The sequence below is a fragment of the Pseudomonas sp. D1-36 genome (assembly GCF_051132205.1).
Classification (GTDB): Bacteria; Pseudomonadota; Gammaproteobacteria; order Pseudomonadales; family Pseudomonadaceae; genus Aquipseudomonas.
Genome location: NZ_CP071674.1, coordinates 5,053,107 through 5,080,062, shown reverse-complemented (window position 1 = coordinate 5,080,062; position 26,956 = coordinate 5,053,107). Strand labels below are relative to the sequence as shown.

The window sequence follows — 26,956 nt, the reverse complement described above, 5'->3', positions numbered from 1 at the left end:
TTCATAAAAAAACCGCGGGTGCCTTACGGCACTGCGGTTTTTTGTTGCCTGCAATTTTGACCTCAGGCCGGGTAGATAGCGCCGAGAACGCGCAGGCCGCGGGCGCCTGTGACGCTTGGGCGATTGCCTGGAATACCGCCAAGGCAGCAATGGGCAAGCCAGGCGAAGGCCATGGCTTCGACCCAATCCGGATCAACGCCGTAAACTGCAGTACTGTTGACGGTAGCATGCGGCAGCAAGTCAGCCAGGCGCTTCATGAGCGTGTGGTTGTGCGCGCCGCCGCCGCAGACCAACAACTCTTGGGTATTTGACTGGGCATGTTGCAGTGATTCAACAATCGTCAGGGCAGTGAGTTCGAGCAGCGTGGCCTGTACGTCTTGCGGGGCGATGCCTGGCAGCTGCGACAGATGCCGGGTCAGCCAAGGCAAGTTGAAGACTTCACGCCCAGTGCTTTTCGGCCCCTTGGTGACGAAGAACGGGTCGCTGAGCAGGGTCTTCAGCAGGACTGGTTCGACTTTCCCGCTGGCGGCCCATTGGCCATCGCGATCGAAGTGCTCGCCTCGTTGTTGAAGTATCCAGACATCGAGCAATACGTTCCCCGGACCGCAGTCGAAACCGGCTACGGGTTTCGCGGGCTCTATCAGGCTGAGATTGCTGAAGCCGCCGACGTTCAGAACGGCGCGATTTCCGACTCGCTCTTCAAACAGCGCCTCGTGAAACGCAGGAACGAGTGGGGCGCCTTGTCCGCCAGCAGCCACATCACGGCTGCGGAAATCGCTAACGACGGTGATGCCGGTCAACTCAGTCAGCAATGCTGGATTGCCGATCTGCACGGTAAATCCACGGGCCGGCTCATGGCGAATGGTCTGGCCATGGCTGCCAATTGCCGTGATGTCCGCCGGCTTGAGTTTCTGTTCGTTGAGTAAGGCGTGTATGCCCTGTGCGGCCAGCTTTACCCAGTTTTGCTGGGCAATCGCCGAGCGAGCAATCTCGTCGGGCCCGCTGGTGCACAATTCGAGCAGCTCGGTGCGCAGGGCGGTGGGCATGGGGATGTAGTGGGTGGCGATCAATTTGATCGCCGGGTCCAGTTCGACCAGTGCGATATCCAAGCCATCCAGGCTGGTCCCGGACATCACACCGATATAAAGCGCCATGACTTAGCGCTTGCTCGAGGCTAGCATCGTGGCTTTCTCTTGATCCATGCGAGCCATCAAGGGTTGGCTCTGAGCCAGGAAGCGCGTGCGCTCGGCCTTGGCAATCGGATCGGCCATCGGCAATTTCTGGCCAAGCGGGTCGACGTGGACGCCGTTGACCTGGAACTCATAATGCAAGTGCGGACCGGTGGACAGGCCGGTGGTGCCAATATAGCCGATGACTTGGCCTTGCTTGACGGTGCCGCCCGTTTTCACGCCTTTGGCAAAGCCCTGCATGTGACCGTACAGCGTGCGATAGGTATTGCCGTGCTGGATGATCACCGTATTGCCATACCCGCCGCGACGTCCGGCCAGCAGTACCTTTCCATCACCGGCAGCCTTGATTGGCGTACCGCGAGGAGCGGCGTAATCGACACCTTTGTGGGCGCGGATCTTGTTCAGGATCGGATGCTTGCGACCGGCGGAAAACTTCGAGCTGATGCGGGCGAAATCAACCGGTGTGCGGATGAATGCCTTGCGCATGCTGTTGCCGTCGGCGGTGTAGTAACTGCTATTGCCTTGTTTGTTGGTGTAGCGCACCGCGGTGTAGGTTTTTCCACGGTTGGTGAAGCGCGCGGAAAGAATCGGGCCGTTGCCGACGCTCTTCCCATTAACCATCTTCTGTTCATAGATGACGTCAAATTCGTCACCCTGGCGAATGTCCTGGGCAAAGTCGATGTCGTAGCCAAACACATTGGCCATGTCCATGGTCAGACTATGGGAAAGGCCGGCGCGCGCTGCCGACTGAGACAACGAACTGTTGATGACGCCATGAACGTAGGCTGAGCGAACGGTAGGTTTGGCGGTGACGCGGTTGAACACATAACCCTTGTCGTTCTTGGTCAGGGTGATGGTTTCCAGATCGCTCAGCTTGGTGTGCAGGTTGGTCAGTTGGCCTTCTGGATCGAGTTCGAATTCCAGCTTCTGGCCGCGTTGCAGTTGGGCGAATTGTTTGGCTTGCTTGTCGCTGGCCAGGATTTCATGGACGGCAGTCGGGGGCAGGCCGACCTTTTCAAAAAGGGTAGAGAGCGTGTCGCCTTTCGCAACGATCACTTCGCGATGGTCCGGTCCTTTCTGTTCTTCTGCGACAGGTGCTGCAGCCTGGGCAGTATCTTCCGGGCTGTTTTCAATCTGCGCAAAAGGAGAGGCGGCCGGTTCGTTTGTGGCCTGAACGGCTTCGGCGGCGTCTTGTTCTTGTGTCAGTTGTTCAGCAGGGCTTTCCAGTTCGAGACTCAAAGTCGTCTTTTTGGCTTCAACATCGCTGGAGGGAAACACCAGGAGCGCCAGGCTAAGGAGGGCTGCGATGCCACTTGCAGCAAGCAGGTGGGTCTTCGGGTAAAGCGGCGGCGCTTTAGACGGTTCTGAGGTCATAAGTAATTTTGACTTTTAAAAAATGAATTGGAAAAGATGAATGACATGATGAAGATGAAATAACTGTATAAAATATAACCAAAACCCCTGCGAAGCAAGCCCGCGAGCCTTCTGTTCTGTTGGATGGGCTTCCTCATGCCCGGCAAACCTTGTATTTGGTGCGCGATCTTGTATGGTTGGGGCCCTTTGAATCTGAGCCTTACGGGTCTGTTATGAAGTCGGTTGAAGAGCAGCTAGCGCTGATCAAACGTGGTGCGGAAGAACTGTTGGTCGAGTCCGAGCTGATCGAAAAGCTCAAGCGCGGGCAGCCGCTGCGCATCAAGGCTGGTTTCGATCCGACGGCGCCTGACCTGCACCTTGGCCATACCGTGCTTATCAATAAGCTGCGCCAGTTCCAGGACTTTGGGCACCAGGTCATCTTTCTTATAGGTGACTTCACCGGGATGATCGGTGATCCGAGCGGGAAGAGCGCGACACGCCCACCGTTGACCCGTGAGCAGGTTCTCGACAACGCGGAAACCTACAAGACTCAGGTTTTCAAGATTCTTGACCCCGCCAAGACTGAGGTGGCTTTCAACTCTAGTTGGATGGATCAGATGGGGCCGGCTGATTTCATTCGCCTGACTTCCCAATACACTGTCGCTCGCATGCTCGAGCGTGATGATTTCGACAAGCGCTACACAACCAACCAGCCAATCGCCATTCATGAGTTTCTCTACCCGCTCGTACAGGGTTACGACTCGGTCGCGTTGCGCGCGGACGTTGAGCTTGGCGGAACCGACCAGAAGTTCAATCTGCTGATGGGGCGTGAGCTGCAGCGCGGTTATGGCCAAGAGGCTCAGTGCATCCTGACCATGCCTTTGCTGGAAGGGCTCGATGGCGTGAAGAAGATGTCCAAGTCCCTGGGCAACTACGTCGGCATCCAGGAAGCGCCAGGCGTCATGTATGGCAAATTGGTCTCTATTCCTGATGTTCTGATGTGGCGTTATTTCGAGCTGTTGAGTTTCCGGTCCATGGACGAGATCAATGGGTTCCGTGCGGATGTGGAGGCTGGGGCGAATCCGCGTGACATCAAGATCAAGTTGGCCGAGGAAATCGTTGCGCGTTTCCATGGTGAGGAGGCTGCGGCCAATGCTCATCGTGCAGCAGGTAATCGCATGAAAGATGGTGAGTTGCCGGATGATTTGCCTGAGGTCGAGTTGATCGCCGCTGAGGATATGCCGATCGCTGCGGTGCTTAATAAGGCAGGTTTGGTCAAGAATGCCGCAATGGCGCGGGACCTCCTGGGTTCGGGAGGTGTGCGTATAGATGGTGAGGTGGTGGATCGCACCTACATATATAAGCTGGGTTCTACCCATGTGTGCCAGGCCGGCAAGAAGGCTTTCGCACGTATTACGCTGAAATCTACGTAAAGCTGAAAATAACGGTTGACGGCAAATTCTGGATGTCTATAATTCGCCCCACTTCCGGCGCAGTCGAAACGGAAAACTCCTTGAGTTTCAATGAGTTAACCAAGTTTCGGTAAGTGCTTCGCTTCAGTTCATCGAGGCGCGGAAGGAGTGGATAGGCCGGTTTGTTGGGCGCTATCGACGGTTCGATCCTCTCGGTCGAAAGCGGTAAAAAAGAGGTGTTGACAGCAGCGAGTAACGCTGTAGAATTCGCCTCCCGCTAACGAGAGATCGGAAGCGCAAGTGGTTGAAGTTGTTAAGGATTTCCAAGCGAAACTTTGAAAACTTCTTAAAATAACCGCTTGACAGATACACGGGGCGCTGTAGAATGCGCGCCTCGGTTGAGACGAAAGGCTCAACCCACCGCTCTTTAACAACTGAATCAAGCAATTCGTGTGGGTGCTTGTGGAGTCAGACTGCTAGTCAACAGATTATCAGCATCACAAGTTACTCCGCGAGAAATCAAAGATGTAACCAACGATTGCTGAGCCAAGTTTAGGGTTTTCTCAAAACCCAAAGATGTTTGAACTGAAGAGTTTGATCATGGCTCAGATTGAACGCTGGCGGCAGGCCTAACACATGCAAGTCGAGCGGCAGCACGGGTACTTGTACCTGGTGGCGAGCGGCGGACGGGTGAGTAATGCCTAGGAATCTGCCTGGTAGTGGGGGATAACGCTCGGAAACGGACGCTAATACCGCATACGTCCTACGGGAGAAAGCAGGGGACCTTCGGGCCTTGCGCTATCAGATGAGCCTAGGTCGGATTAGCTAGTTGGTGAGGTAATGGCTCACCAAGGCGACGATCCGTAACTGGTCTGAGAGGATGATCAGTCACACTGGAACTGAGACACGGTCCAGACTCCTACGGGAGGCAGCAGTGGGGAATATTGGACAATGGGCGAAAGCCTGATCCAGCCATGCCGCGTGTGTGAAGAAGGTCTTCGGATTGTAAAGCACTTTAAGTTGGGAGGAAGGGCATTAACCTAATACGTTAGTGTTTTGACGTTACCGACAGAATAAGCACCGGCTAACTCTGTGCCAGCAGCCGCGGTAATACAGAGGGTGCAAGCGTTAATCGGAATTACTGGGCGTAAAGCGCGCGTAGGTGGTTCGTTAAGTTGGATGTGAAATCCCCGGGCTCAACCTGGGAACTGCATTCAAAACTGTCGAGCTAGAGTATGGTAGAGGGTGGTGGAATTTCCTGTGTAGCGGTGAAATGCGTAGATATAGGAAGGAACACCAGTGGCGAAGGCGACCACCTGGACTGATACTGACACTGAGGTGCGAAAGCGTGGGGAGCAAACAGGATTAGATACCCTGGTAGTCCACGCCGTAAACGATGTCAACTAGCCGTTGGGAGCCTTGAGCTCTTAGTGGCGCAGCTAACGCATTAAGTTGACCGCCTGGGGAGTACGGCCGCAAGGTTAAAACTCAAATGAATTGACGGGGGCCCGCACAAGCGGTGGAGCATGTGGTTTAATTCGAAGCAACGCGAAGAACCTTACCAGGCCTTGACATCCAATGAACTTTCCAGAGATGGATTGGTGCCTTCGGGAGCATTGAGACAGGTGCTGCATGGCTGTCGTCAGCTCGTGTCGTGAGATGTTGGGTTAAGTCCCGTAACGAGCGCAACCCTTGTCCTTAGTTACCAGCACGTTATGGTGGGCACTCTAAGGAGACTGCCGGTGACAAACCGGAGGAAGGTGGGGATGACGTCAAGTCATCATGGCCCTTACGGCCTGGGCTACACACGTGCTACAATGGTCGGTACAGAGGGTTGCCAAGCCGCGAGGTGGAGCTAATCCCACAAAACCGATCGTAGTCCGGATCGCAGTCTGCAACTCGACTGCGTGAAGTCGGAATCGCTAGTAATCGCGAATCAGAATGTCGCGGTGAATACGTTCCCGGGCCTTGTACACACCGCCCGTCACACCATGGGAGTGGGTTGCACCAGAAGTAGCTAGTCTAACCTGCGGGGGGACGGTTACCACGGTGTGATTCATGACTGGGGTGAAGTCGTAACAAGGTAGCCGTAGGGGAACCTGCGGCTGGATCACCTCCTTAATCGACGACAGCAGCGGCTCCATGAGCTCCCACACGAATTGCTTGATTCATTGAAGAAGACGATAGAAGCAGCTTTAAGCTCCAAGCTGATAGCTCACAGCTAACAGTTACAAGCTCGAAATTGGGTCTGTAGCTCAGTTGGTTAGAGCGCACCCCTGATAAGGGTGAGGTCGGCAGTTCGAATCTGCCCAGACCCACCAATTTTGTTATGGGGCCATAGCTCAGCTGGGAGAGCGCCTGCCTTGCACGCAGGAGGTCAGCGGTTCGATCCCGCTTGGCTCCACCATAAACTGCTTCTGAAAGCTTAGAAATGAGCATTCCATCCGCGGGATGATGAATGTTGATTTCTAGTCTTTTGATTAGATCGTTCTTTAAAAATTTGGGTATGTGATAGAAAGATAGACTGAACGTTACTTTCACTGGTAACGGATCAGGCTAAGGTAAAATTTGTGAGTGGCTCTTAGAGCCAGATCGAATTTTCGGCGAATGTCGTCTTCACAGTATAACCAGATTGCTTGGGGTTATATGGTCAAGTGAAGAAGCGCATACGGTGGATGCCTTGGCAGTCAGAGGCGATGAAAGACGTGGTAGCCTGCGAAAAGCTTCGGGGAGTCGGCAAACAGACTGTGATCCGGAGATGTCTGAATGGGGGAACCCAGCCATCATAAGATGGTTATCTTGTACTGAATACATAGGTGCAAGAAGCGAACCAGGGGAACTGAAACATCTAAGTACCCTGAGGAAAAGAAATCAACCGAGATTCCCTTAGTAGTGGCGAGCGAACGGGGACTAGCCCTTAAGCTTCTTTGATTTTAGCGGAACGCTCTGGAAAGTGCGGCCATAGTGGGTGATAGCCCTGTACGCGAAAGGATCTTAGAAGTGAAATCGAGTAGGACGGAGCACGAGAAACTTTGTCTGAATATGGGGGGACCATCCTCCAAGGCTAAATACTACTGACTGACCGATAGTGAACTAGTACCGTGAGGGAAAGGCGAAAAGAACCCCGGAGAGGGGAGTGAAATAGATCCTGAAACCGTATGCGTACAAGCAGTGGGAGCCCACTTTGTTGGGTGACTGCGTACCTTTTGTATAATGGGTCAGCGACTTATTTTCAGTGGCGAGCTTAACCGAATAGGGGAGGCGTAGCGAAAGCGAGTCTTAATAGGGCGTCTAGTCGCTGGGAATAGACCCGAAACCGGGCGATCTATCCATGGGCAGGTTGAAGGTTAGGTAACACTGACTGGAGGACCGAACCGACTACCGTTGAAAAGTTAGCGGATGACCTGTGGATCGGAGTGAAAGGCTAATCAAGCTCGGAGATAGCTGGTTCTCCTCGAAAGCTATTTAGGTAGCGCCTCATGTATCACTGTAGGGGGTAGAGCACTGTTTCGGCTAGGGGGTCATCCCGACTTACCAAACCGATGCAAACTCCGAATACCTACAAGTGCCGAGCATGGGAGACACACGGCGGGTGCTAACGTCCGTCGTGAAAAGGGAAACAACCCAGACCGTCAGCTAAGGTCCCAAAGTTATGGTTAAGTGGGAAACGATGTGGGAAGGCTTAGACAGCTAGGAGGTTGGCTTAGAAGCAGCCACCCTTTAAAGAAAGCGTAATAGCTCACTAGTCGAGTCGGCCTGCGCGGAAGATGTAACGGGGCTCAAACCATACACCGAAGCTACGGGTATCACGTAAGTGATGCGGTAGAGGAGCGTTCTGTAAGCCTGTGAAGGTGAGTTGAGAAGCTTGCTGGAGGTATCAGAAGTGCGAATGCTGACATGAGTAACGACAATGGGTGTGAAAAACACCCACGCCGAAAGACCAAGGTTTCCTGCGCAACGTTAATCGACGCAGGGTTAGTCGGTCCCTAAGGCGAGGCTGAAAAGCGTAGTCGATGGAAAACAGGTTAATATTCCTGTACTTCTGGTTATTGCGATGGAGGGACGGAGAAGGCTAGGCCAGCTTGGCGTTGGTTGTCCAAGTTTAAGGTGGTAGGCTGAGATCTTAGGTAAATCCGGGATCTCAAGGCCGAGAGCTGATGACGAGTTACCCTTTGGGTGACGAAGTGGTTGATGCCATGCTTCCAAGAAAAGCTTCTAAGCTTCAGGTAACCAGGAACCGTACCCCAAACCGACACAGGTGGTTGGGTAGAGAATACCAAGGCGCTTGAGAGAACTCGGGTGAAGGAACTAGGCAAAATGGCACCGTAACTTCGGGAGAAGGTGCGCCGGTGAGGGTGAAGCACTTGCTGCGTAAGCCCACGCCGGTCGAAGATACCAGGCCGCTGCGACTGTTTATTAAAAACACAGCACTCTGCAAACACGAAAGTGGACGTATAGGGTGTGACGCCTGCCCGGTGCCGGAAGGTTAATTGATGGGGTTAGCTAACGCGAAGCTCTTGATCGAAGCCCCGGTAAACGGCGGCCGTAACTATAACGGTCCTAAGGTAGCGAAATTCCTTGTCGGGTAAGTTCCGACCTGCACGAATGGCGTAACGATGGCGGCGCTGTCTCCACCCGAGACTCAGTGAAATTGAAATCGCTGTGAAGATGCAGTGTATCCGCGGCTAGACGGAAAGACCCCGTGAACCTTTACTATAGCTTTGCACTGGACTTTGAATTTGCTTGTGTAGGATAGGTGGGAGGCTTTGAAGCGTGGACGCCAGTCTGCGTGGAGCCATCCTTGAAATACCACCCTGGCAACTTTGAGGTTCTAACTCAGGTCCGTTATCCGGATCGAGGACAGTGTATGGTGGGTAGTTTGACTGGGGCGGTCTCCTCCTAAAGAGTAACGGAGGAGTACGAAGGTGCGCTCAGACCGGTCGGAAATCGGTCGTAGAGTATAAAGGCAAAAGCGCGCTTGACTGCGAGACAGACACGTCGAGCAGGTACGAAAGTAGGTCTTAGTGATCCGGTGGTTCTGTATGGAAGGGCCATCGCTCAACGGATAAAAGGTACTCCGGGGATAACAGGCTGATACCGCCCAAGAGTTCATATCGACGGCGGTGTTTGGCACCTCGATGTCGGCTCATCACATCCTGGGGCTGAAGCCGGTCCCAAGGGTATGGCTGTTCGCCATTTAAAGTGGTACGCGAGCTGGGTTTAGAACGTCGTGAGACAGTTCGGTCCCTATCTGCCGTGGACGTTTGAGATTTGAGAGGGGCTGCTCCTAGTACGAGAGGACCGGAGTGGACGAACCTCTGGTGTTCCGGTTGTCACGCCAGTGGCATTGCCGGGTAGCTATGTTCGGAAAAGATAACCGCTGAAAGCATCTAAGCGGGAAACTTGCCTCAAGATGAGATCTCACTGGAGCCTTGAGCTCCCTGAAGGGCCGTCGAAGACTACGACGTTGATAGGCAGGGTGTGTAAGCGCTGTGAGGCGTTGAGCTAACCTGTACTAATTGCCCGTGAGGCTTGACCATATAACACCCAAGCAATTTGTAGACTCGAAAGAGGCCAGATTGCGGTGTTGTGAAGACGAAACGAACCGAAAGTTCGAGATACTCACAAAGCAACACGCTATCACATACCCATTCGCTGGAACGTGACCGCAAGGCACGCGCTGGCTACCGAATTTCTTGACGACCATAGAGCATTGGAACCACCTGATCCCATCCCGAACTCAGAAGTGAAACGATGCATCGCCGATGGTAGTGTGGGGTTTCCCCATGTGAGAGTAGGTCATCGTCAAGATTGAATTCCGAAACCCCTATCTGCTAATGCAGGTAGGGGTTTTGTTTTTGCGCTTGGTAAAGCCGTTTCGAGTTTCTATGCAACAGTCCTGTGCATGGCTATCATGCTGGCCTCGGTAATCAGGCGCGGTTCGTATGCTCACGTTGTTAAAACTTCTGAAGGATGGTCGTTTCCATTCAGGCCAGGCACTAGGTGCCGGGCTGGGCATCAGTCGCAGTGCTGTCTGGAAGCAATTGCAGCATCTGGAGGCCGAGTTGGGATTGTCTGTTCATAAAGTTAGAGGCAAGGGGTATCAGTTGGCTAGGCCGCTGTCACTTTTGGATGCTGCGAAAATCTGCGCGAAAGAAGGCCTTGATTGGCCTGTCTATATCCATGACTCCATCGACTCTACTAATGCCGAAGCGTTGCGTTCCATAGAGCGCGGAGTGGATGCGCCATTCTTGGTCTTGGCTGAGCGGCAGCTCGCTGGGCGCGGTCGTCGTGGCCGTAAGTGGGTCAGTCCGTTCGCTGCCAATCTTTATTACAGTCTGGTCTTGCGCATTGATGGCGGTATGCGGCAAATCGAAGGGCTGAGTCTCGTCGTTGGGCTCGCTGTCATGCATGCGCTTCGTGATTTTGGAATCGCTGAGGCTGGGTTGAAATGGCCCAACGATGTGTTGGTGGGCAACAAAAAAATTGCCGGTATCTTGCTCGAATTAGTGGGTGATCCGGCGGACGTCTGTCATGTCGTCCTGGGTGTCGGGGTCAACGTGAATATGCAATCAACTGACGAGGTTGATCAGCAGTGGACGTCCATGAGCCTAGAGGCAGGCCGTGTATTTGATCGTAACGATCTTGTGGTCCATATGAGCGCGAAGCTTCAACAGTACCTCGAGTTGCATCATGCGTCGGGGTTTGCGGCGATCCAGCTGGAGTGGGAAAACTATCATTTATGGCAGGGCCGTGCCGTTTCGCTAATTGCGGGTGTGAACCAGATTGACGGCGTAGTGATGGGCATTGACCACCAGGGAGCGCTGCGTTTGAAGGTGGATGGTGTGGAAAAGAGCTTTAGCGGCGGTGAGCTCAGTTTGAGGTTGCGTGATGATTCTTGAGCTCGATTGCGGCAACAGTTTTATCAAATGGCGGGTTCTTTGCTCCGACGGTGTTACGCCTGTTGAAGGTGGTGTGGTCGGTTCCGATGATGATCTGCTCGCCAGCCTGAGCGATGCCCAGAGGTTTCAGCTAAAGAAATGCCGTCTGGTCAGCGTCAGGACGCCCGAGGAAACTGACTCGTTGGTCGCTTCCTTGACACAGACCTTCGGGGTGTCCGTGGTACGTGCCGTACCGGCTCGAGAAATGGCAGGCGTGACAAATGGTTACGAAGAGTACGATCGGTTAGGTCTTGATCGTTGGCTTGCCTTGCTTGGCGGTTTCCATCTCGCTTCCGGCGCTTGCCTGGTGCTCGATTTTGGCACGGCCGTTACAGCCGACTTCGTCGCGGCGGACGGTGAGCATCTAGGGGGGTTCATTTGTCCGGGCATGCCTTTGATGCGCAACCAGTTGCGTACCCATACTCGGCGAATTCGCTACGATGACACTGCTGCCGAGCGAGCGCACGAGACTCTTGCTCCGGGAAGGGCGACGGTCGAGGCGGTTGAGCGCGGTTGTATGCTGATGCTCAGAGGTTTCGTCCTGACCCAGCTTGAATTGGCGCGGCAATACTGGGGGCAGGATTTCGAGGTGTTTTTAACGGGAGGGGACGCCAGTCTGGTTGTTGGGGTTGTACCGCAAGCCAAGGTTGCGCCTGACCTGGTTTTTGTTGGCTTGGCGATGGCTTGTCCTTTGTCTTGAGGTTTCTATGCGGTGGCTGTTTCTGTTGTTACTGGTTCTGAATGGCTTCTACTATGTCTGGCATCAGCAGGAGGCCCCGCTGCGGGCCAAGGATGTAACGCCACTGAGCTTGTATCGCGGCTCGCAGCAGGATATTCATCTTCTGAGTGAAACGGCGGATTCGCTTGTCAGGCGTGATTTCGGCAAGTCCGGAGAGGTGCGCAAGAATTGTAATTATCTAGGCGGTTTTGCTCGTGCTGAGCTGGCCAGGCAGCTGGAGCAGCGATTGGTTTCGTTGGGCGTGATGGGGCGTACATCTGTGCTGAGCTCCGAAGGTGCACCTGAGGGCGGAGGATTTTGGGTCCAGGTTGTTCCTGAAAGCGCAGGAAAGGTTAATGAAGGGTTGGTTCAAAACCTTTCTAAAGAATTCAATGAGTTAAAACATAAAATAATGCCATGCGAAGGGGTTGCGCCTGCTGGGTAGTTTGCATAGAATGGCGCCCGCTTCGCAGTGAAGATCTTTAACGGTTATCAGTGCGGAGCGATGTCAACGCAGCTAACCTCAGGTTTTTAATGAGAAAATGCTTGACAGAAGGCTGGCATGATATAGAATGCCGGCTCGCTTAGGAGGGGTTCCCGAGCGGCCAAAGGGATCAGACTGTAAATCTGACGTCTACGACTTCGAAGGTTCGAATCCTTCCCCCTCCACCAGTTTTAGCGTGAGCTGCAAGCTCCGCGGGTATAGTTTAGTGGTAGAACCTCAGCCTTCCAAGCTGATGATGCGGGTTCGATTCCCGCTACCCGCTCCAAGTTTGCAGGTTGTGCAAAATGTTTTGCTCTTGTAGCTCAGTTGGTAGAGCACACCCTTGGTAAGGGTGAGGTCAGCGGTTCAAATCCGCTCAAGAGCTCCATATTACAAGGCAGATATGAAAATATCTGCCTTTGTTTTAATGGCTCGTGTGACTTGCTAAATTCTTCTCCTAGGGGTGATTTCGATGGCTAAGGAAAAGTTCGAACGTAATAAGCCGCACGTCAACGTTGGTACCATCGGTCACGTCGACCACGGTAAAACCACGCTGACCGCTGCTCTGACCCGTGTCTGCTCCGAAGTTTTCGGTTCGGCCAAGGTTGACTTCGACAAGATCGACAGCGCCCCGGAAGAGAAAGCTCGCGGTATCACCATCAACACCGCTCACGTTGAATACGATTCGTCCGTGCGTCACTACGCACACGTTGACTGCCCAGGTCACGCCGACTACGTAAAAAACATGATCACCGGTGCTGCCCAGATGGACGGCGCGATCCTGGTTTGCTCGGCCGCTGATGGTCCGATGCCACAAACCCGTGAGCACATCCTGCTGTCCCGTCAGGTAGGCGTTCCGTACATCGTTGTCTTCCTGAACAAGGCTGACATGGTTGACGACGCTGAGCTGCTGGAACTGGTTGAGATGGAGGTGCGCGACCTGCTGAGCACTTACGACTTCCCAGGTGATGACACTCCGATCATCATCGGTTCGGCTCTGATGGCTCTGAACGGCCAAGACGACAACGAAATGGGCACCACTGCTGTCAAGAAGCTGGTGGAAACTCTGGACAGCTACATCCCAGAGCCAGAGCGTGCTATCGACAAGCCGTTCCTGATGCCAATCGAAGACGTGTTCTCGATCTCCGGTCGCGGTACTGTTGTGACTGGTCGTGTTGAGCGTGGCATCGTCCGTATCCAGGAAGAAGTTGAGATCGTCGGTCTGCGCGACACTCAGAAAACTACCTGCACCGGCGTTGAAATGTTCCGCAAGCTGCTCGACGAAGGTCGTGCTGGCGAGAACTGCGGCGTACTGCTGCGCGGCACCAAGCGTGACGACGTTGAGCGTGGCCAGGTTCTGGTCAAGCCAGGCACCGTCAAGCCGCACACCAAGTTCACCGCAGAAGTCTACGTTCTGAGCAAGGAAGAAGGCGGTCGTCACACTCCGTTCTTCAAAGGCTACCGTCCACAGTTCTACTTCCGTACAACTGACGTGACTGGTAACTGCGAGCTGCCAGAAGGCGTTGAAATGGTAATGCCAGGTGACAACATTCAGATGACTGTCACTCTGATCAAGACCATCGCAATGGAAGACGGCCTGCGTTTCGCTATCCGTGAAGGCGGTCGTACCGTCGGCGCTGGCGTCGTAGCCAAAGTCATCGAGTAAATAGTTGTAATGTCTTTTTCGGGCCGGCATAATGGTCGGCCTGATTTTGTTTTAGGTCAGTAGCTCAATTGGCAGAGCGACGGTCTCCAAAACCGTAGGTTGGGGGTTCGATTCCCTCCTGACCTGCCAGATTCACTCGGTGTGTCTGGCTTTCTTTTCACAGGATCTTCATAGATGACTCCTAAAGCTGAAGCTCAAGGCTCTCGCTTCGATCTGCTCAAGTGGCTAGTGGTAGTCGCTTTGGTGGTTGTTGGCGTTGTTGGCAATCAGTATTTTTCTGCTTCGCCGATCCTGTACCGTGTACTTGCATTGCTTGCCATTGCTGCTGTAGCTGCCTTTGTAGGCCTGCAGACAGCCAAGGGCAAGTCTTTCTTTGTACTCGCTAAGGAAGCTCGCACCGAGATTCGTAAAGTCGTATGGCCGACTCGCCAGGAAACCACGCAGACCACGTTGATCGTTGTGGCTGTTGTTTTGGTGATGGCGTTGCTGCTGTGGGGGCTCGATTCCCTGCTCGGTTGGCTTGTTTCCTTGATTGTTGGCTAAGGGTGTCCCGTGGCTAAGCGTTGGTACGTTGTGCATGCTTACTCGGGTTACGAGAAGCATGTTATGCGCTCGTTGATAGAGCGTGTGAAGCTGGCAGGCATGGAAGATGGCTTTGGCGAGATTCTGGTTCCCACTGAAGAAGTGGTTGAAATGCGTAATGGCCAGAAGCGCAAAAGTGAACGTAAGTTCTTTCCAGGCTATGTGCTGGTACAGATGGATATGAACGAAGGGACTTGGCACTTGGTCAAGGATACCCCTCGGGTGATGGGCTTTATTGGCGGTACCGCCGACAAGCCGGCGCCGATCACAGATAAAGAGGCGGAAGCGATTCTGCGTCGTGTCGCTGATGGTAGCGACAAGCCGAAGCCGAAGACATTGTTTGAGCCAGGTGAGGTTGTACGCGTCACCGACGGTCCATTCGCTGACTTCAATGGCACGGTTGAAGAGGTTAACTACGAAAAGAGCCGGATTCAGGTCGCGGTGCTCATTTTCGGTCGCTCTACTCCGGTAGAGTTGGAGTTCAGTCAGGTCGAAAAGGTCTGATTGGACAGGCATCCCAACCCCGCAGCCCAAGGCTGTGGGGTTTTGTCGTCACTGGGATAAACGCGCAAGCAACCGGGGAGCCTTTCGAGGCGTTCGAACCCGTAATTGGAGTGCCTCATGGCCAAGAAGATTACCGCTTACATCAAGCTGCAAGTGAAGGCCGCTCAGGCTAACCCAAGCCCACCTGTTGGTCCTGCACTGGGTCAGCACGGCGTGAACATCATGGAATTCTGCAAGGCTTTCAACGCCCGTACTCAGGGTCTTGAGCCAGGTCTGCCGACTCCAGTGATCATCACTGTCTACAGCGACCGCAGCTTCACTTTCGAAACAAAAAGCACCCCTGCTTCGGTTCTGCTGAAGAAGGCTGCAGGTTTGACCAGCGGTTCCGCTCGTCCAAACACCGTTAAGGTTGGCACCGTTACCCGTGCTCAGCTGGAAGAAATCGCGAAAACCAAAAACGCGGATCTGACTGCAGCTGATATGGATGCAGCCGTGCGTACTATCGCCGGTTCTGCTCGTAGCATGGGCCTTAACGTGGAGGGTGTGTAATGGCTAAGCTGACCAAGCGTCAAAAGGCTATCGCCGGCAAAATCGAAGCAGGCAAGGCCTACAACTTTGTAGACGCCGCCGCTCTGCTGGCCGAGCTGTCGACTGTCAAGTTCAGCGAGTCGTTCGACGTTGCTGTTAACCTGGGCGTTGACCCACGTAAATCCGACCAGGTCGTACGTAGCGCTACCGTGCTGCCACACGGCACTGGCAAGACTGTTCGTGTTGCCGTGTTCACCCAGGGCCCAGCAGCTGAAGCTGCTCTGGCCGCTGGTGCTGATCGCGTAGGCATGGACGATCTGGCTGCTGAAATGAAAGGCGGCGACCTGAACTATGACGTCGTGATCGCATCCCCGGATGCCATGCGCGTTGTAGGCCAGTTGGGTCAGATCCTCGGTCCACGTGGTCTGATGCCTAACCCTAAAGTCGGCACCGTAACCCCAGACGTAGCCACCGCGGTTAAAAACGCCAAGGCCGGTCAGGTTCGTTATCGCACCGACAAGAACGGCATCATTCACACTTCCGTTGGCAAAATCGGCTTCGACGCCGTCAAGCTGAAGGAAAACGTCGAAGCTCTGATCGCTGATCTGAAGCGCATCAAGCCAGCTTCTTCGAAAGGTATCTACGTCAAGCGCGTTACCCTGAGCACCACTATGGGCCCAGGTCTGATCATCGATCAGAGCTCGCTCGACGCGTAAGACAAAGGTTGGCGCAAGCGATTGCGCCAATCAAATATTGGGGTCCCTGCCTGGCGGGGGCTGTCCAAGACCGTAGGCGACGAAAGTCTTAAACCACAAGCCTACGCAGATGGTGCTCCCGGTTCCTTACCGAATCAGACACCAAAACGACATTCGGTTTCGATCGGATGAAACGGTAACAAGCAGGAGTTAAACCCGTGGCAATTAAACTCGAAGACAAGAAGGCCATCGTCGCTGAAGTCAACGAGGCTGCCAAAGCTGCTCTGTCCGCTGTCGTGGCTGATGCCCGTGGCGTAACAGTAGGCGCTATGACCGGACTCCGTAAAGAGGCTCGTGAAGCTGGCGTTTACGTACGTGTAGTACGTAACACCCTGCTCAAGCGCGCTGTTGCTGACACTGAATACAGTGTCCTCAACGACGTGTTCACCGGCCCGACCTTGATCGCGTTCTCCACCCAACATCCTGGCGCTGCTGCCCGTTTGTTCAAGGAATTCGCCAAAGGTCAGGACAAGTTCGAGATTAAGGCAGCTGCGTTCGAGGGCAAGTTCCTCGCAGCTAACCAGATCGACGTACTGGCAACTCTGCCGACCCGTGACGAAGCAATCTCCCAGCTGATGAGCGTGATTCAAGGCGCTACCAGCAAGTTGGCTCGTACTCTGGCGGCACTGCGCGACCAGAAAGAAGCTGCCGCAGCCTAAGGCTCGACACTCCTTTTCGCGTTTTTTGTTTATTTCGATGGTCGCGTAGGCCGTCCCCCAATCCAGGAATTTAGAGTCATGTCTATCTCTCAAAACGATATCCTCGAAGCCGTTGGCAACATGTCCGTAATGGAAGTTGTTGAGCTGATCAAAGCTTTCGAAGAAAAATTCGGTGTTACCGCTGCTGCTGCTTCCGCTGGTCCAGCTGTTGCCGCTGCCGTTGCTGAAGAGCAAACCGAATTCAACGTCATGCTGACCGAAGCTGGCGAGAAGAAAGTAAACGTGATCAAGGCAGTACGTGAACTGACCGGTCTGGGCCTGAAAGAAGCCAAGGCTGTAGTTGACGGCGCTCCTGCCATGGTTCTGGAAGCTGTTGCCAAAGACGCAGCTGACAAAGCCAAAGCAGCACTGGAAGAAGCAGGCGCTAAAGTCGAGCTGAAGTAAGCATCGACTTTGCGTCTCCAGCCCGAGCGTTAAGCGACAGGCTGATGGCTGGTGGCTCTTGCCACCGGCCTTTTTCCGTTATTGGCAGCCGACTGGGTCGGTGCTGATCGCGAGCTGTAACCACCCGATGTGGTGGCGCAAACCATGGGGTTTGCACGATTTTCTGGCTGCTCCCGTCGGGAGGGGCCAAACAAGCAGGTGACCAAGCTGGGGAACGCTGATGGCTTACTCATATACTGAGAAAAAACGTATCCGCAAGGACTTTAGCAAGTTGCCGGACGTCATGGATGTGCCGTACCTCCTGGCCATCCAGCTGGATTCGTATCGTGAATTCTTGCAAGCGGGAGCGACTAAAGATCAGTTCCGCGACGTGGGCCTGCATGCGGCCTTCAAATCCGTTTTCCCGATCATCAGCTACTCCGGCAATGCTGCGCTGGAGTACGTCGGTTATCGCCTGGGCGAACCGGCATTTGATGTCAAAGAATGCGTATTGCGCGGTGTTACTTACGCCGTACCTTTGCGGGTAAAAGTGCGCCTGATCATTTTCGACAAAGAATCGTCGAATAAAGCGATCAAGGACATCAAAGAGCAAGAAGTCTACATGGGTGAAATCCCCCTGATGACTGAGAACGGTACCTTCGTAATCAACGGTACCGAGCGTGTAATCGTTTCCCAGCTGCACCGTTCCCCGGGCGTGTTCTTCGACCACGACCGTGGTAAGACGCACAGTTCCGGCAAACTGCTCTACTCCGCGCGCATCATTCCTTACCGCGGTTCGTGGCTGGACTTCGAGTTCGACCCGAAAGACTGCGTATTCGTGCGTATTGACCGTCGTCGCAAGCTGCCTGCATCGGTACTGCTGCGCGCGCTCGGCTATACGACCGAAGAAGTGCTGGACGCGTTCTACACCACCAACGTCTTCCATGTGCAAGGTGAGAACCTGAGCCTGGAGTTGGTGCCTCAGCGCCTGCGCGGTGAAATCGCGGTCCTGGATATCCAGGACGACAAGGGCAAGGTTATTGTCGAGCAAGGCCGTCGTATTACTGCTCGCCACATCAACCAGCTGGAAAAAGCCGGTATCAAAGAGCTGCAGGTGCCGATGGACTACGTCCTGGGTCGCACCACCGCCAAGGTCATCGTGCATCCAGCCACCGGCGAGATCATCGCTGAGTGCAATACCGAGCTCACCGTCGAGATCCTGGCGAAGATCGTCAAGGCTCAGGTCGTTCGTATCGAGACCCTGTACACCAACGACATCGACTGCGGTCCGTTCATCTCCGACACGCTGAAGATCGACTCCACTGGCAACCAGCTGGAAGCCCTGGTCGAGATCTATCGCATGATGCGTCCTGGCGAGCCGCCAACCAAGGATGCTGCCGAGACCCTGTTCAACAACCTGTTCTTCAGCCCTGAGCGCTATGACCTCTCCGCGGTCGGCCGGATGAAGTTCAACCGTCGTATCGGTCGTACCGAGATCGAAGGTTCGGGCGTGCTGAACAAGGATGACATCGTTGCGGTGCTCAAGACCTTGGTCGACATCCGTAACGGCAAAGGCATCGTCGATGACATCGACCACCTGGGTAACCGTCGCGTTCGCTGCGTAGGCGAAATGGCCGAAAACCAGTTCCGTGTTGGCCTGGTGCGCGTAGAGCGCGCGGTCAAGGAACGCCTGTCGATGGCTGAAAGCGAAGGCCTGATGCCGCAAGACCTGATCAACGCCAAGCCAGTGGCCGCGGCGGTGAAGGAATTCTTCGGCTCGAGCCAGCTGTCCCAGTTCATGGACCAGAACAACCCGCTGTCCGAGATCACCCACAAGCGTCGTGTTTCCGCACTCGGCCCAGGCGGTCTGACCCGTGAGCGTGCAGGCTTCGAAGTTCGTGACGTACACCCGACTCACTACGGTCGTGTATGCCCGATCGAAACGCCGGAAGGTCCGAACATCGGTCTGATCAACTCTTTGGCCGCCTATGCGCGCACCAACCAGTATGGCTTCCTCGAAAGCCCGTACCGTGTGGTGAAAGACGCCCTGGTCACCGACGAGATCGTGTTCCTGTCTGCCATCGAAGAGGCTGATCACGTGATCGCTCAGGCTTCGGCCACGATGAACGACAAGAAAGTCCTGACCGACGAGCTGGTAGCTGTTCGTCACTTGAACGAGTTCACCGTCAAGGCGCCGGAAGACGTCACCTTGATGGACGTATCGCCGAAGCAGGTAGTGTCGGTTGCAGCGTCGCTGATCCCGTTCCTCGAGCACGACGACGCCAACCGTGCGTTGATGGGTTCGAACATGCAGCGTCAGGCTGTACCGACCCTGCGTGCCGATAAGCCACTGGTAGGTACTGGCATGGAGCGCAACGTTGCGCGCGACTCCGGCGTTTGCGTCGTGGCTCGTCGTGGCGGTGTGATCGATTCCGTCGACGCCAGCCGTATCGTGGTTCGTGTTGCCGATGACGAAGTAGAGCCGGGCGAAGCCGGTGTCGACATCTACAACCTGACCAAGTACACCCGCTCCAACCAGAACACCTGCATCAACCAGCGTCCGCTGGTCAGCAAAGGTGATCGGGTTCAGCGCAGCGACATCATGGCCGACGGCCCGTCCACCGACATGGGTGAACTGGCGCTGGGTCAGAACATGCGCATCGCGTTCATGGCATGGAACGGCTTCAACTTCGAAGACTCCATCTGCCTGTCCGAGCGTGTGGTCCAGGAAGACCGCTTCACCACGATCCACATCCAGGAACTGACCTGTGTGGCTCGTGACACCAAGCTTGGCCCAGAGGAAATCACTGCGGACATCCCGAACGTGGGTGAAGCTGCACTGAACAAGCTGGACGAAGCCGGTATCGTTTACGTAGGTGCTGAAGTAGGCGCGGGCGACATCCTGGTCGGCAAGGTCACTCCGAAAGGCGAGACCCAACTGACTCCGGAAGAGAAGCTGCTGCGTGCGATCTTCGGTGAAAAAGCCAGCGACGTGAAAGACACCTCCCTGCGCGTGCCTACCGGCACCAAGGGTACCGTCATTGACGTACAGGTCTTTACCCGCGACGGCGTTGAGCGTGACGCTCGCGCACTGTCGATCGAGAAGACTCAGCTCGACGAGATCCGCAAGGACCTGAACGAAGAGTTCCGTATCGTCGAAGGCGCGACTTTCGAGCGTCTGCGCTCCGCCCTGGTCGGCCACAAAGCCGAAGGCGGCGCCGGCCTGAAGAAAGGTCAGGAGATCACCGACGAAGTCCTCGACGGTCTTGAGCATGGCCAGTGGTTCAAGCTGCGCATGGCTGAAGATGCTCTGAACGAGCAGCTCGAGAAGGCCCAGGCCTATATCGTTGATCGCCGCCGTCTGCTGGACGACAAGTTCGAAGACAAGAAGCGCAAACTGCAGCAGGGCGATGACCTGGCTCCAGGCGTGCTGAAAATCGTCAAGGTTTACCTGGCAATCCGTCGTCGCATCCAGCCGGGCGACAAGATGGCCGGTCGTCACGGTAACAAGGGTGTGGTCTCCGTGATCATGCCGGTTGAAGACATGCCGCACGATGCCAATGGCACCCCGGTCGATGTGGTTCTCAACCCGTTGGGCGTACCTTCGCGTATGAACGTTGGTCAGATTCTCGAAACTCACCTGGGCCTCGCGGCCAAAGGGTTGGGCGAGAAGATCAACCGCATGATCGAAGAGCAGCGCAAGGTCGCTGATCTGCGTAAGTTCCTGCACGAGATCTACAACGAGATCGGCGGGCGCAACGAAGAGCTGGACACCTTCTCCGACCAGGAAATCCTGGACTTGGCGAAGAACCTGCGCGGCGGCGTTCCAATGGCTACCCCGGTGTTCGACGGTGCCAAGGAAAGCGAAATCAAGGCCATGCTGAAACTGGCGGACCTGCCAGAAAGCGGCCAGATGCAGCTGTTCGATGGTCGTACCGGCAACAAGTTCGAGCGTCCGGTTACCGTTGGCTACATGTACATGCTGAAGCTGAACCACTTGGTAGACGACAAGATGCACGCTCGTTCTACCGGTTCTTACAGCCTGGTTACCCAGCAGCCGCTGGGTGGTAAGGCGCAGTTCGGTGGTCAGCGTTTCGGGGAGATGGAGGTCTGGGCACTGGAAGCATACGGTGCTGCATACACTCTGCAAGAAATGCTCACAGTGAAGTCGGACGATGTGAACGGCCGGACCAAGATGTACAAAAACATCGTGGACGGCGATCACCGTATGGAGCCGGGCATGCCCGAGTCCTTCAACGTGTTGATCAAGGAAATTCGTTCCCTCGGCATCGATATCGATCTGGAAACCGAATAACACGTGACGCGAATCGAGAGCGGGGCTGTTTGCCCGCTCTCTGCTCCGCCAGGAGGAAAGGCCTTGAAAGACCTACTGAATTTGCTGAAAAACCAGGGTCAAGTCGAAGAGTTCGACGCCATCCGTATTGGATTGGCCTCGCCTGAGATGATCCGTTCGTGGTCGTTCGGTGAAGTAAAAAAACCGGAAACCATCAACTACCGTACGTTCAAACCCGAGCGTGATGGTCTGTTCTGCGCCAAGATCTTTGGCCCGGTAAAGGATTACGAGTGCCTGTGCGGTAAGTACAAGCGCTTGAAGCATCGCGGCGTGATCTGCGAGAAGTGCGGCGTTGAAGTCGCGCTGGCAAAAGTTCGTCGTGAGCGCATGGCACACATCGAACTGGCCTCGCCGGTTGCCCACATCTGGTTCCTGAAATCGCTGCCGTCCCGTATCGGCCTGCTGATGGACATGACCCTGCGTGATATCGAACGCGTTCTCTACTTCGAGAGCTATGTCGTTATCGATCCAGGCATGACCACTCTTGAAAAAGGTCAGCTGCTCAACGACGAACAGTACTTCGAAGCGCTGGAAGAGTTCGGCGACGATTTCGATGCCCGCATGGGTGCCGAAGCTGTCCGCGAACTGCTGCACGCTATCGACCTGGAGCACGAGATTGGTCGTCTGCGTGAAGAGATTCCGCAAACCAACTCCGAAACCAAGATCAAGAAGCTGTCCAAGCGTCTGAAGTTGATGGAAGCCTTCCAGGGTTCCGGCAACCTGCCAGAGTGGATGGTGCTGACCGTTCTGCCGGTACTGCCGCCAGACCTGCGTCCGCTGGTTCCGCTCGATGGCGGTCGTTTCGCGACTTCCGACCTCAACGATCTGTATCGTCGGGTGATCAACCGTAACAACCGCTTGAAGCGCCTGCTCGATCTGTCCGCTCCGGACATCATCGTGCGCAACGAAAAGCGTATGTTGCAGGAAGCGGTGGACGCATTGCTCGACAACGGTCGTCGTGGCCGCGCTATCACCGGTTCGAACAAGCGTCCTCTGAAATCCCTGGCTGACATGATCAAGGGTAAGCAGGGTCGTTTCCGTCAGAACTTGCTCGGTAAGCGTGTTGACTACTCCGGTCGTTCGGTAATTACCGTAGGCCCGACCCTGCGTCTGCACCAGTGCGGCCTGCCAAAGAAAATGGCTCTGGAACTGTTCAAACCGTTCATCTTCGGCAAGCTGGAAATGCGTGGTCTTGCGACCACCATCAAGGCCGCCAAGAAGATGGTCGAGCGCGAGCTGCCAGAGGTCTGGGACGTTCTTGCCGAAGTAATTCGCGAACACCCAGTGCTGCTCAACCGTGCACCGACCCTTCACCGTCTGGGTATCCAGGCGTTTGAACCGGTACTGATCGAAGGTAAGGCTATCCAGCTGCACCCGCTGGTCTGTGCTGCGTACAACGCCGACTTCGACGGCGACCAAATGGCCGTGCACGTACCGCTGACGCTGGAAGCCCAGCTCGAAGCGCGTGCGTTGATGATGTCGACCAACAACATCCTGTCGCCAGCCAACGGTGAGCCAATCATCGTTCCGTCCCAGGACGTTGTATTGGGTCTGTACTACATGACTCGTGAAGCGATCAACGCCAAGGGCGAAGGTCGTGTGTTCGCGGACCTGCAGGAAGTTGACCGTGTGTTCCGTGCCGGCGAAGCCGCACTGCACGCCAAGGTCAAGGTGCGGATCAACGAAACCGTAAACGATCGTGATGGCAACAGCGTGACCAACACTCGTATCGTCGACACCACCGTCGGCCGTGCGCTGCTGTTCCAGGTCGTGCCGAAAGGCTTGTCCTTCGATGTCGTCAACCTGCCGATGAAGAAAAAGGCGATCTCCAAGCTGATCAACCAGTGCTACCGCGTGGTTGGTCTGAAAGAGACCGTGATCTTCGCTGACCAGTTGATGTACACCGGTTTTGCCTATTCGACCATCTCCGGCGTTTCCATCGGTGTTAACGACTTCGTTATCCCTGATGAAAAAGCCCGCATCATCGGTGCAGCCACCGAAGAAGTGAAAGAGATCGAAAGCCAGTACGCGTCCGGCCTGGTAACCCAGGGCGAGAAGTACAACAAGGTGATCGACCTCTGGTCCAAGGCGAACGACGAAGTATCCAAGGCCATGATGGCCAACCTCTCGAAAGAGAAGGTCATCGACCGCCATGGCAAGGAAGTCGACCAGGAATCCTTCAACTCGATGTACATGATGGCCGACTCGGGTGCGCGGGGTTCTGCTGCGCAGATCCGTCAGCTCGCCGGTATGCGTGGCCTGATGGCCAAGCCGGACGGCTCCATCATCGAGACCCCGATTACTGCGAACTTCCGTGAAGGTTTGAGCGTACTCCAGTACTTCATCTCCACTCACGGTGCTCGTAAGGGTCTTGCGGATACCGCGTTGAAAACGGCGAACTCCGGTTACCTGACTCGTCGTCTGGTAGACGTTGCCCAGGATCTGGTCGTGACCGAGATCGATTGCGGCACCGAGCATGGCCTGGTAATGACTCCGCACATCGAAGGGGGTGACGTTGTAGAGCCGCTGGGTGAGCGCGTATTGGGTCGTGTCATCGCCCGTGACGTATTCAAGCCGGGTACCGAGGACGTCATCGTTCCTGCTGGCACCCTGGTTGACGAGAAGTGGGTCGAATTCATCGAACTCAACAGCATCGACGAAGTGATCGTGCGCTCGCCGATCAGCTGTGAAACCCGCTACGGCATCTGCGCCAAGTGCTACGGTCGCGACCTGGCACGTGGTCACCAGGTGAACATCGGTGAAGCGGTCGGCGTTATTGCTGCCCAGTCCATCGGTGAGCCGGGTACCCAGCTGACCATGCGTACGTTCCACATCGGTGGTGCGGCAAGCCGGACCTCCGCGGCCGACAGCGTTCAGGTGAAGAATGGCGGTACTGTCCGCCTGCACAACCTGAAGCATGTTGAGCGTGTCGACGGTCACCTGGTCGCCGTTTCCCGTTCCGGTGAGTTGGCGATTGCCGACGACTTCGGTCGTGAGCGCGAGCGCTACAAGCTGCCGTACGGTGCCGTGATTTCGGTGAAGGAAGGCGACAAGGTCGACGCTGGTGCCATCGTGGCCAAGTGGGATCCGCACACTCACCCAATCGTCACCGAGATGAAAGGTACCGTGACCTACGTGGGCATGGAAGAAGGCATCACGATCAAGCGTCAGACTGACGAATTGACCGGTATGACCAACATCGAAGTGCTCGACGCAAAAGATCGTCCAGCTGCAGGCAAGGACATCCGTCCGGCCGTGAAGATGGTCGACGACAACGGCAAGGATCTGTTGCTGCCAGGTACTGACGTAATCGCTCAGTACTTCCTGCCAGCCAACGCCCTGGTCGGTGTTGCGGACGGTGCGCGGATCGCGATCGGTGATGTTATCGCTCGTATCCCGCAAGAAACTTCGAAGACCCGCGACATCACCGGTGGTCTGCCGCGTGTTGCCGACTTGTTCGAAGCTCGTCGTCCGAAAGAAGCCTCGATTCTGGCTGAAGTCAGCGGCACCATCGCGTTCGGTAAAGAAACCAAGGGCAAGCGCCGTCTGGTTATCACCCCGAACGACGGTAGCGATCCGTACGAAGAGCTGATTCCTAAGTGGCGTCACCTGAACGTCTTCGAAGGCGAACAGGTAAACCGCGGCGAAGTTATCTCCGACGGTCCGAGCGATCCACATGACATCCTGCGTCTGCTGGGTGTCAGTGCGCTGGCCAAGTACATCGTGAACGAAATCCAGGACGTTTATCGTCTGCAGGGCGTGAAGATCAACGACAAGCACATCGAGACCATCCTGCGTCAGATGCTGCGTAAAGTTGAGATCTCCGAGTCTGGCGACTCCAGCTTCATCAAGGGCGACCAGATGGAACTGACTCACGTGCTGGTGGAAAACGAGCGTCTGGCGAACGAGGACAAGTTCCTTGCCAAGTTCACTCGCGTACTGCTGGGTATCACCAAGGCGTCGCTGTCCACCGAATCGTTCATCTCGGCGGCTTCCTTCCAGGAAACCACTCGCGTACTGACCGAGGCGGCGGTAACCGGCAAGCGCGACTACTTGCGCGGCCTGAAAGAAAACGTGGTCGTGGGTCGTCTGATCCCGGCCGGTACCGGTTTGGCCTATCACAGCGAACGCAAGCGTCGTCGTGATGCAGACAAGCCGCTGCGCGTGAGCGCCAGTGAAGTGGAAGCTGCACTGACCGAAGCACTGAACTCGAGCGGTAACTGAGTTCGGCGTTGATTAAGTGCCTGGCCCTGGCCATCCCGTTCGGCGGATCGAGACAAATTGTCGAGATTCGGTGGGCGGGGAGGTCGGGGCCTTGCCTTGACTGGGGGCAAGATCCTCTTTAGACTCTTGATCCCCTAAATTTGGCGGGAATTCGTTCCTGCCATTTTGCTTTTCTTGTAAGACAATAGCGTCGCAAGACAACAGTGGAGCTAGTAGATGGCAACTATCAACCAGCTGGTACGTCAGCCGCGTAAGCGTATCGTCGAGAAATCCGACGTGCCTGCGCTGCAGAACTGCCCGCAACGTCGTGGCGTATGCACCCGTGTGTATACCACCACGCCGAAAAAACCTAACTCGGCACTGCGTAAAGTATGCCGTGTGCGCCTGACCAACGGTTTCGAGGTTTCCTCGTACATCGGTGGTGAAGGTCACAACCTGCAAGAGCACAGCGTGGTACTGATCCGCGGCGGTCGTGTAAAAGACTTGCCAGGTGTTCGTTACCACACCGTCCGCGGTTCTTTGGATACTTCCGGCGTTAAAGGTCGTAACCAGGGTCGCTCGAAGTACGGTACCAAGCGTCCGAAGTAATCGGTCGTTTTGCAGTTTTTCATTTTTATTGAGTCGATAAGAGTAAGGTCGGGCACGCATCCGCTGTCCCGGGCTAACCTGAAGACCGCTTGAGGGCTTATCATGCCAAGACGTCGCGTAGCAGCCAAACGTGAGATTCTGGACGATCCGAAATACGGAAGCCAGATTCTCGCCAAGTTCATGAACCACGTTATGGAAAGCGGCAAGAAAGCCGTTGCCGAACGTATCGTTTATGGCGCACTGGACAAAGTTAAGGAGCGCAAGAACAGCGATCCCCTGGAAATCTTCGAAAAAGCTCTCGACGCCATCGCTCCGCTGGTCGAAGTGAAGTCGCGCCGTGTAGGCGGTGCTACTTACCAGGTTCCGGTCGAAGTTCGTCCTTCCCGTCGTAACGCCCTGGCAATGCGCTGGCTGGTAGACTTCGCCCGCAAGCGCGGCGAGAAGTCCATGGCCCTGCGTTTGGCTGGTGAACTGTTGGACGCTGCTGAAGGTAAAGGTGCTGCAGTTAAGAAGCGTGAAGACGTGCACCGTATGGCTGAAGCCAACAAGGCTTTCTCGCACTACCGCTTCTAATT

General features: G+C 55.2%; 17 protein-coding genes, 6 tRNA genes and 3 rRNA genes. 24 read left to right on the top strand and 2 right to left on the bottom strand.

From position 1 onward, the window contains the following. Nucleotides 1-62: 62 nt before the first annotated feature. Nucleotides 63-1,154, bottom strand: a complete 1,092-nt coding sequence (locus tag J3P76_RS22885; RefSeq protein ID WP_434701273.1) for an anhydro-N-acetylmuramic acid kinase — start codon at nt 1,152-1,154, stop codon at nt 63-65. Nucleotides 1,155-1,157: 3 nt separating this feature from the next. Then, nucleotides 1,158-2,564 (bottom strand): peptidoglycan DD-metalloendopeptidase family protein, encoded by a 1,407-nt coding sequence (locus J3P76_RS22880; RefSeq protein WP_434701272.1) that lies wholly within the window; start codon nt 2,562-2,564, stop codon nt 1,158-1,160. 212 nt (nt 2,565-2,776) lie between these two features. On the opposite strand from J3P76_RS22880, the gene tyrS reads away from it, so the two are divergent. The 24 genes from tyrS to rpsG all read left to right on the top strand — a co-directional run bounded on the left by tyrS (nt 2,777) and on the right by rpsG (nt 26,954). After that, nucleotides 2,777-3,976, top strand: a complete 1,200-nt coding sequence (gene tyrS, locus J3P76_RS22875) for a tyrosine--tRNA ligase (protein WP_434701271.1) — start codon at nt 2,777-2,779, stop codon at nt 3,974-3,976. 561 nt (nt 3,977-4,537) lie between these two features. Next, nucleotides 4,538-6,076: ribosomal RNA gene (locus J3P76_RS22870) — 16S ribosomal RNA — on the top strand. 123 nt (nt 6,077-6,199) lie between these two features. After that, nucleotides 6,200-6,276 (top strand) — tRNA-Ile (locus J3P76_RS22865). Nucleotides 6,277-6,286: 10 nt separating this feature from the next. Continuing rightward, nucleotides 6,287-6,362 (top strand) — tRNA-Ala (locus J3P76_RS22860). Between the two features lie 241 nt (nt 6,363-6,603). Then, a 23S ribosomal RNA gene (locus J3P76_RS22855) occupies nt 6,604-9,495 on the top strand. 155 nt (nt 9,496-9,650) lie between these two features. Next, nucleotides 9,651-9,766 (top strand): 5S ribosomal RNA (gene rrf / locus J3P76_RS22850). The 16S, 23S and 5S rRNA genes sit together here with 2 tRNA genes alongside, the layout of an rRNA operon. Before the next feature lie 134 nt (nt 9,767-9,900). After that, nucleotides 9,901-10,857: a bifunctional biotin--[acetyl-CoA-carboxylase] ligase/biotin operon repressor BirA gene (birA, locus tag J3P76_RS22845; RefSeq protein WP_434701270.1), complete on the top strand. Its 957-nt coding sequence runs from the start codon at nt 9,901-9,903 to the stop codon at nt 10,855-10,857. Further along, nucleotides 10,847-11,596 carry a pantothenate kinase gene (locus tag J3P76_RS22840; RefSeq protein WP_434609247.1) on the top strand — a complete coding sequence of 250 codons (750 nt, stop codon included), beginning with the start codon at nt 10,847-10,849 and terminating at the stop codon, nt 11,594-11,596. Before birA ends, J3P76_RS22840 begins: the two co-directional genes overlap by 11 nt. A gap of 7 nt (nt 11,597-11,603) precedes the next feature. After that, nucleotides 11,604-12,059 carry a hypothetical protein gene (locus tag J3P76_RS22835; RefSeq protein ID WP_434562040.1) on the top strand — a complete coding sequence of 152 codons (456 nt, stop codon included), beginning with the start codon at nt 11,604-11,606 and terminating at the stop codon, nt 12,057-12,059. Nucleotides 12,060-12,201: 142 nt separating this feature from the next. Further along, a tRNA-Tyr gene (locus tag J3P76_RS22830) sits at nt 12,202-12,286 on the top strand. A 24-nt stretch (nt 12,287-12,310) separates the two neighbouring features. Beyond that, nucleotides 12,311-12,384: transfer RNA gene (locus tag J3P76_RS22825), tRNA-Gly, on the top strand. Between the two features lie 26 nt (nt 12,385-12,410). Next, nucleotides 12,411-12,486 (top strand) — tRNA-Thr (locus J3P76_RS22820). Nucleotides 12,487-12,570: 84 nt separating this feature from the next. Next, nucleotides 12,571-13,764, top strand: coding sequence for an elongation factor Tu (gene tuf / locus J3P76_RS22815; RefSeq protein ID WP_339481469.1), 1,194 nt, complete (start codon nt 12,571-12,573; stop codon nt 13,762-13,764). A 53-nt stretch (nt 13,765-13,817) separates the two neighbouring features. Further along, nucleotides 13,818-13,893 (top strand) — tRNA-Trp (locus J3P76_RS22810). A gap of 45 nt (nt 13,894-13,938) precedes the next feature. Beyond that, on the top strand, nt 13,939-14,307 hold the full coding sequence (gene secE, locus J3P76_RS22805; protein ID WP_024776457.1) for a preprotein translocase subunit SecE: 369 nt from the start codon (nt 13,939-13,941) through the stop codon (nt 14,305-14,307). A 9-nt stretch (nt 14,308-14,316) separates the two neighbouring features. Continuing rightward, on the top strand, nt 14,317-14,850 hold the full coding sequence (gene nusG / locus J3P76_RS22800) for a transcription termination/antitermination protein NusG (RefSeq protein ID WP_010443972.1): 534 nt from the start codon (nt 14,317-14,319) through the stop codon (nt 14,848-14,850). 117 nt (nt 14,851-14,967) lie between these two features. Next, entirely contained in the window at nt 14,968-15,399 is a 432-nt protein-coding gene (rplK, locus tag J3P76_RS22795; RefSeq protein WP_003176435.1) for a 50S ribosomal protein L11, read from the top strand. Further along, nucleotides 15,399-16,094, top strand: a complete 696-nt coding sequence (gene rplA, locus J3P76_RS22790; protein ID WP_030138521.1) for a 50S ribosomal protein L1 — start codon at nt 15,399-15,401, stop codon at nt 16,092-16,094. The genes rplK and rplA overlap by 1 nt, the downstream gene beginning before the upstream one ends. Before the next feature lie 197 nt (nt 16,095-16,291). Continuing rightward, nucleotides 16,292-16,792, top strand: coding sequence for a 50S ribosomal protein L10 (gene rplJ, locus J3P76_RS22785; protein WP_003206099.1), 501 nt, complete (start codon nt 16,292-16,294; stop codon nt 16,790-16,792). Between the two features lie 78 nt (nt 16,793-16,870). Continuing rightward, the gene (rplL, locus tag J3P76_RS22780; protein ID WP_007970414.1) at nt 16,871-17,236 is read left to right on the top strand and encodes a 50S ribosomal protein L7/L12; all 366 of its coding nucleotides are present in this window, start codon (nt 16,871-16,873) and stop codon (nt 17,234-17,236) included. A gap of 220 nt (nt 17,237-17,456) precedes the next feature. Then, entirely contained in the window at nt 17,457-21,530 is a 4,074-nt protein-coding gene (gene rpoB, locus J3P76_RS22775; protein ID WP_420767524.1) for a DNA-directed RNA polymerase subunit beta, read from the top strand. A gap of 63 nt (nt 21,531-21,593) precedes the next feature. After that, nucleotides 21,594-25,793 carry a DNA-directed RNA polymerase subunit beta' gene (gene rpoC, locus J3P76_RS22770; protein WP_420767525.1) on the top strand — a complete coding sequence of 1,400 codons (4,200 nt, stop codon included), beginning with the start codon at nt 21,594-21,596 and terminating at the stop codon, nt 25,791-25,793. Nucleotides 25,794-26,009: 216 nt separating this feature from the next. Then, the gene (gene rpsL, locus J3P76_RS22765; RefSeq protein ID WP_003186084.1) at nt 26,010-26,381 is read left to right on the top strand and encodes a 30S ribosomal protein S12; all 372 of its coding nucleotides are present in this window, start codon (nt 26,010-26,012) and stop codon (nt 26,379-26,381) included. Nucleotides 26,382-26,483: 102 nt separating this feature from the next. Continuing rightward, entirely contained in the window at nt 26,484-26,954 is a 471-nt protein-coding gene (gene rpsG / locus J3P76_RS22760; RefSeq protein WP_003186074.1) for a 30S ribosomal protein S7, read from the top strand. Nucleotides 26,955-26,956: the final 2 nt, after the last annotated feature.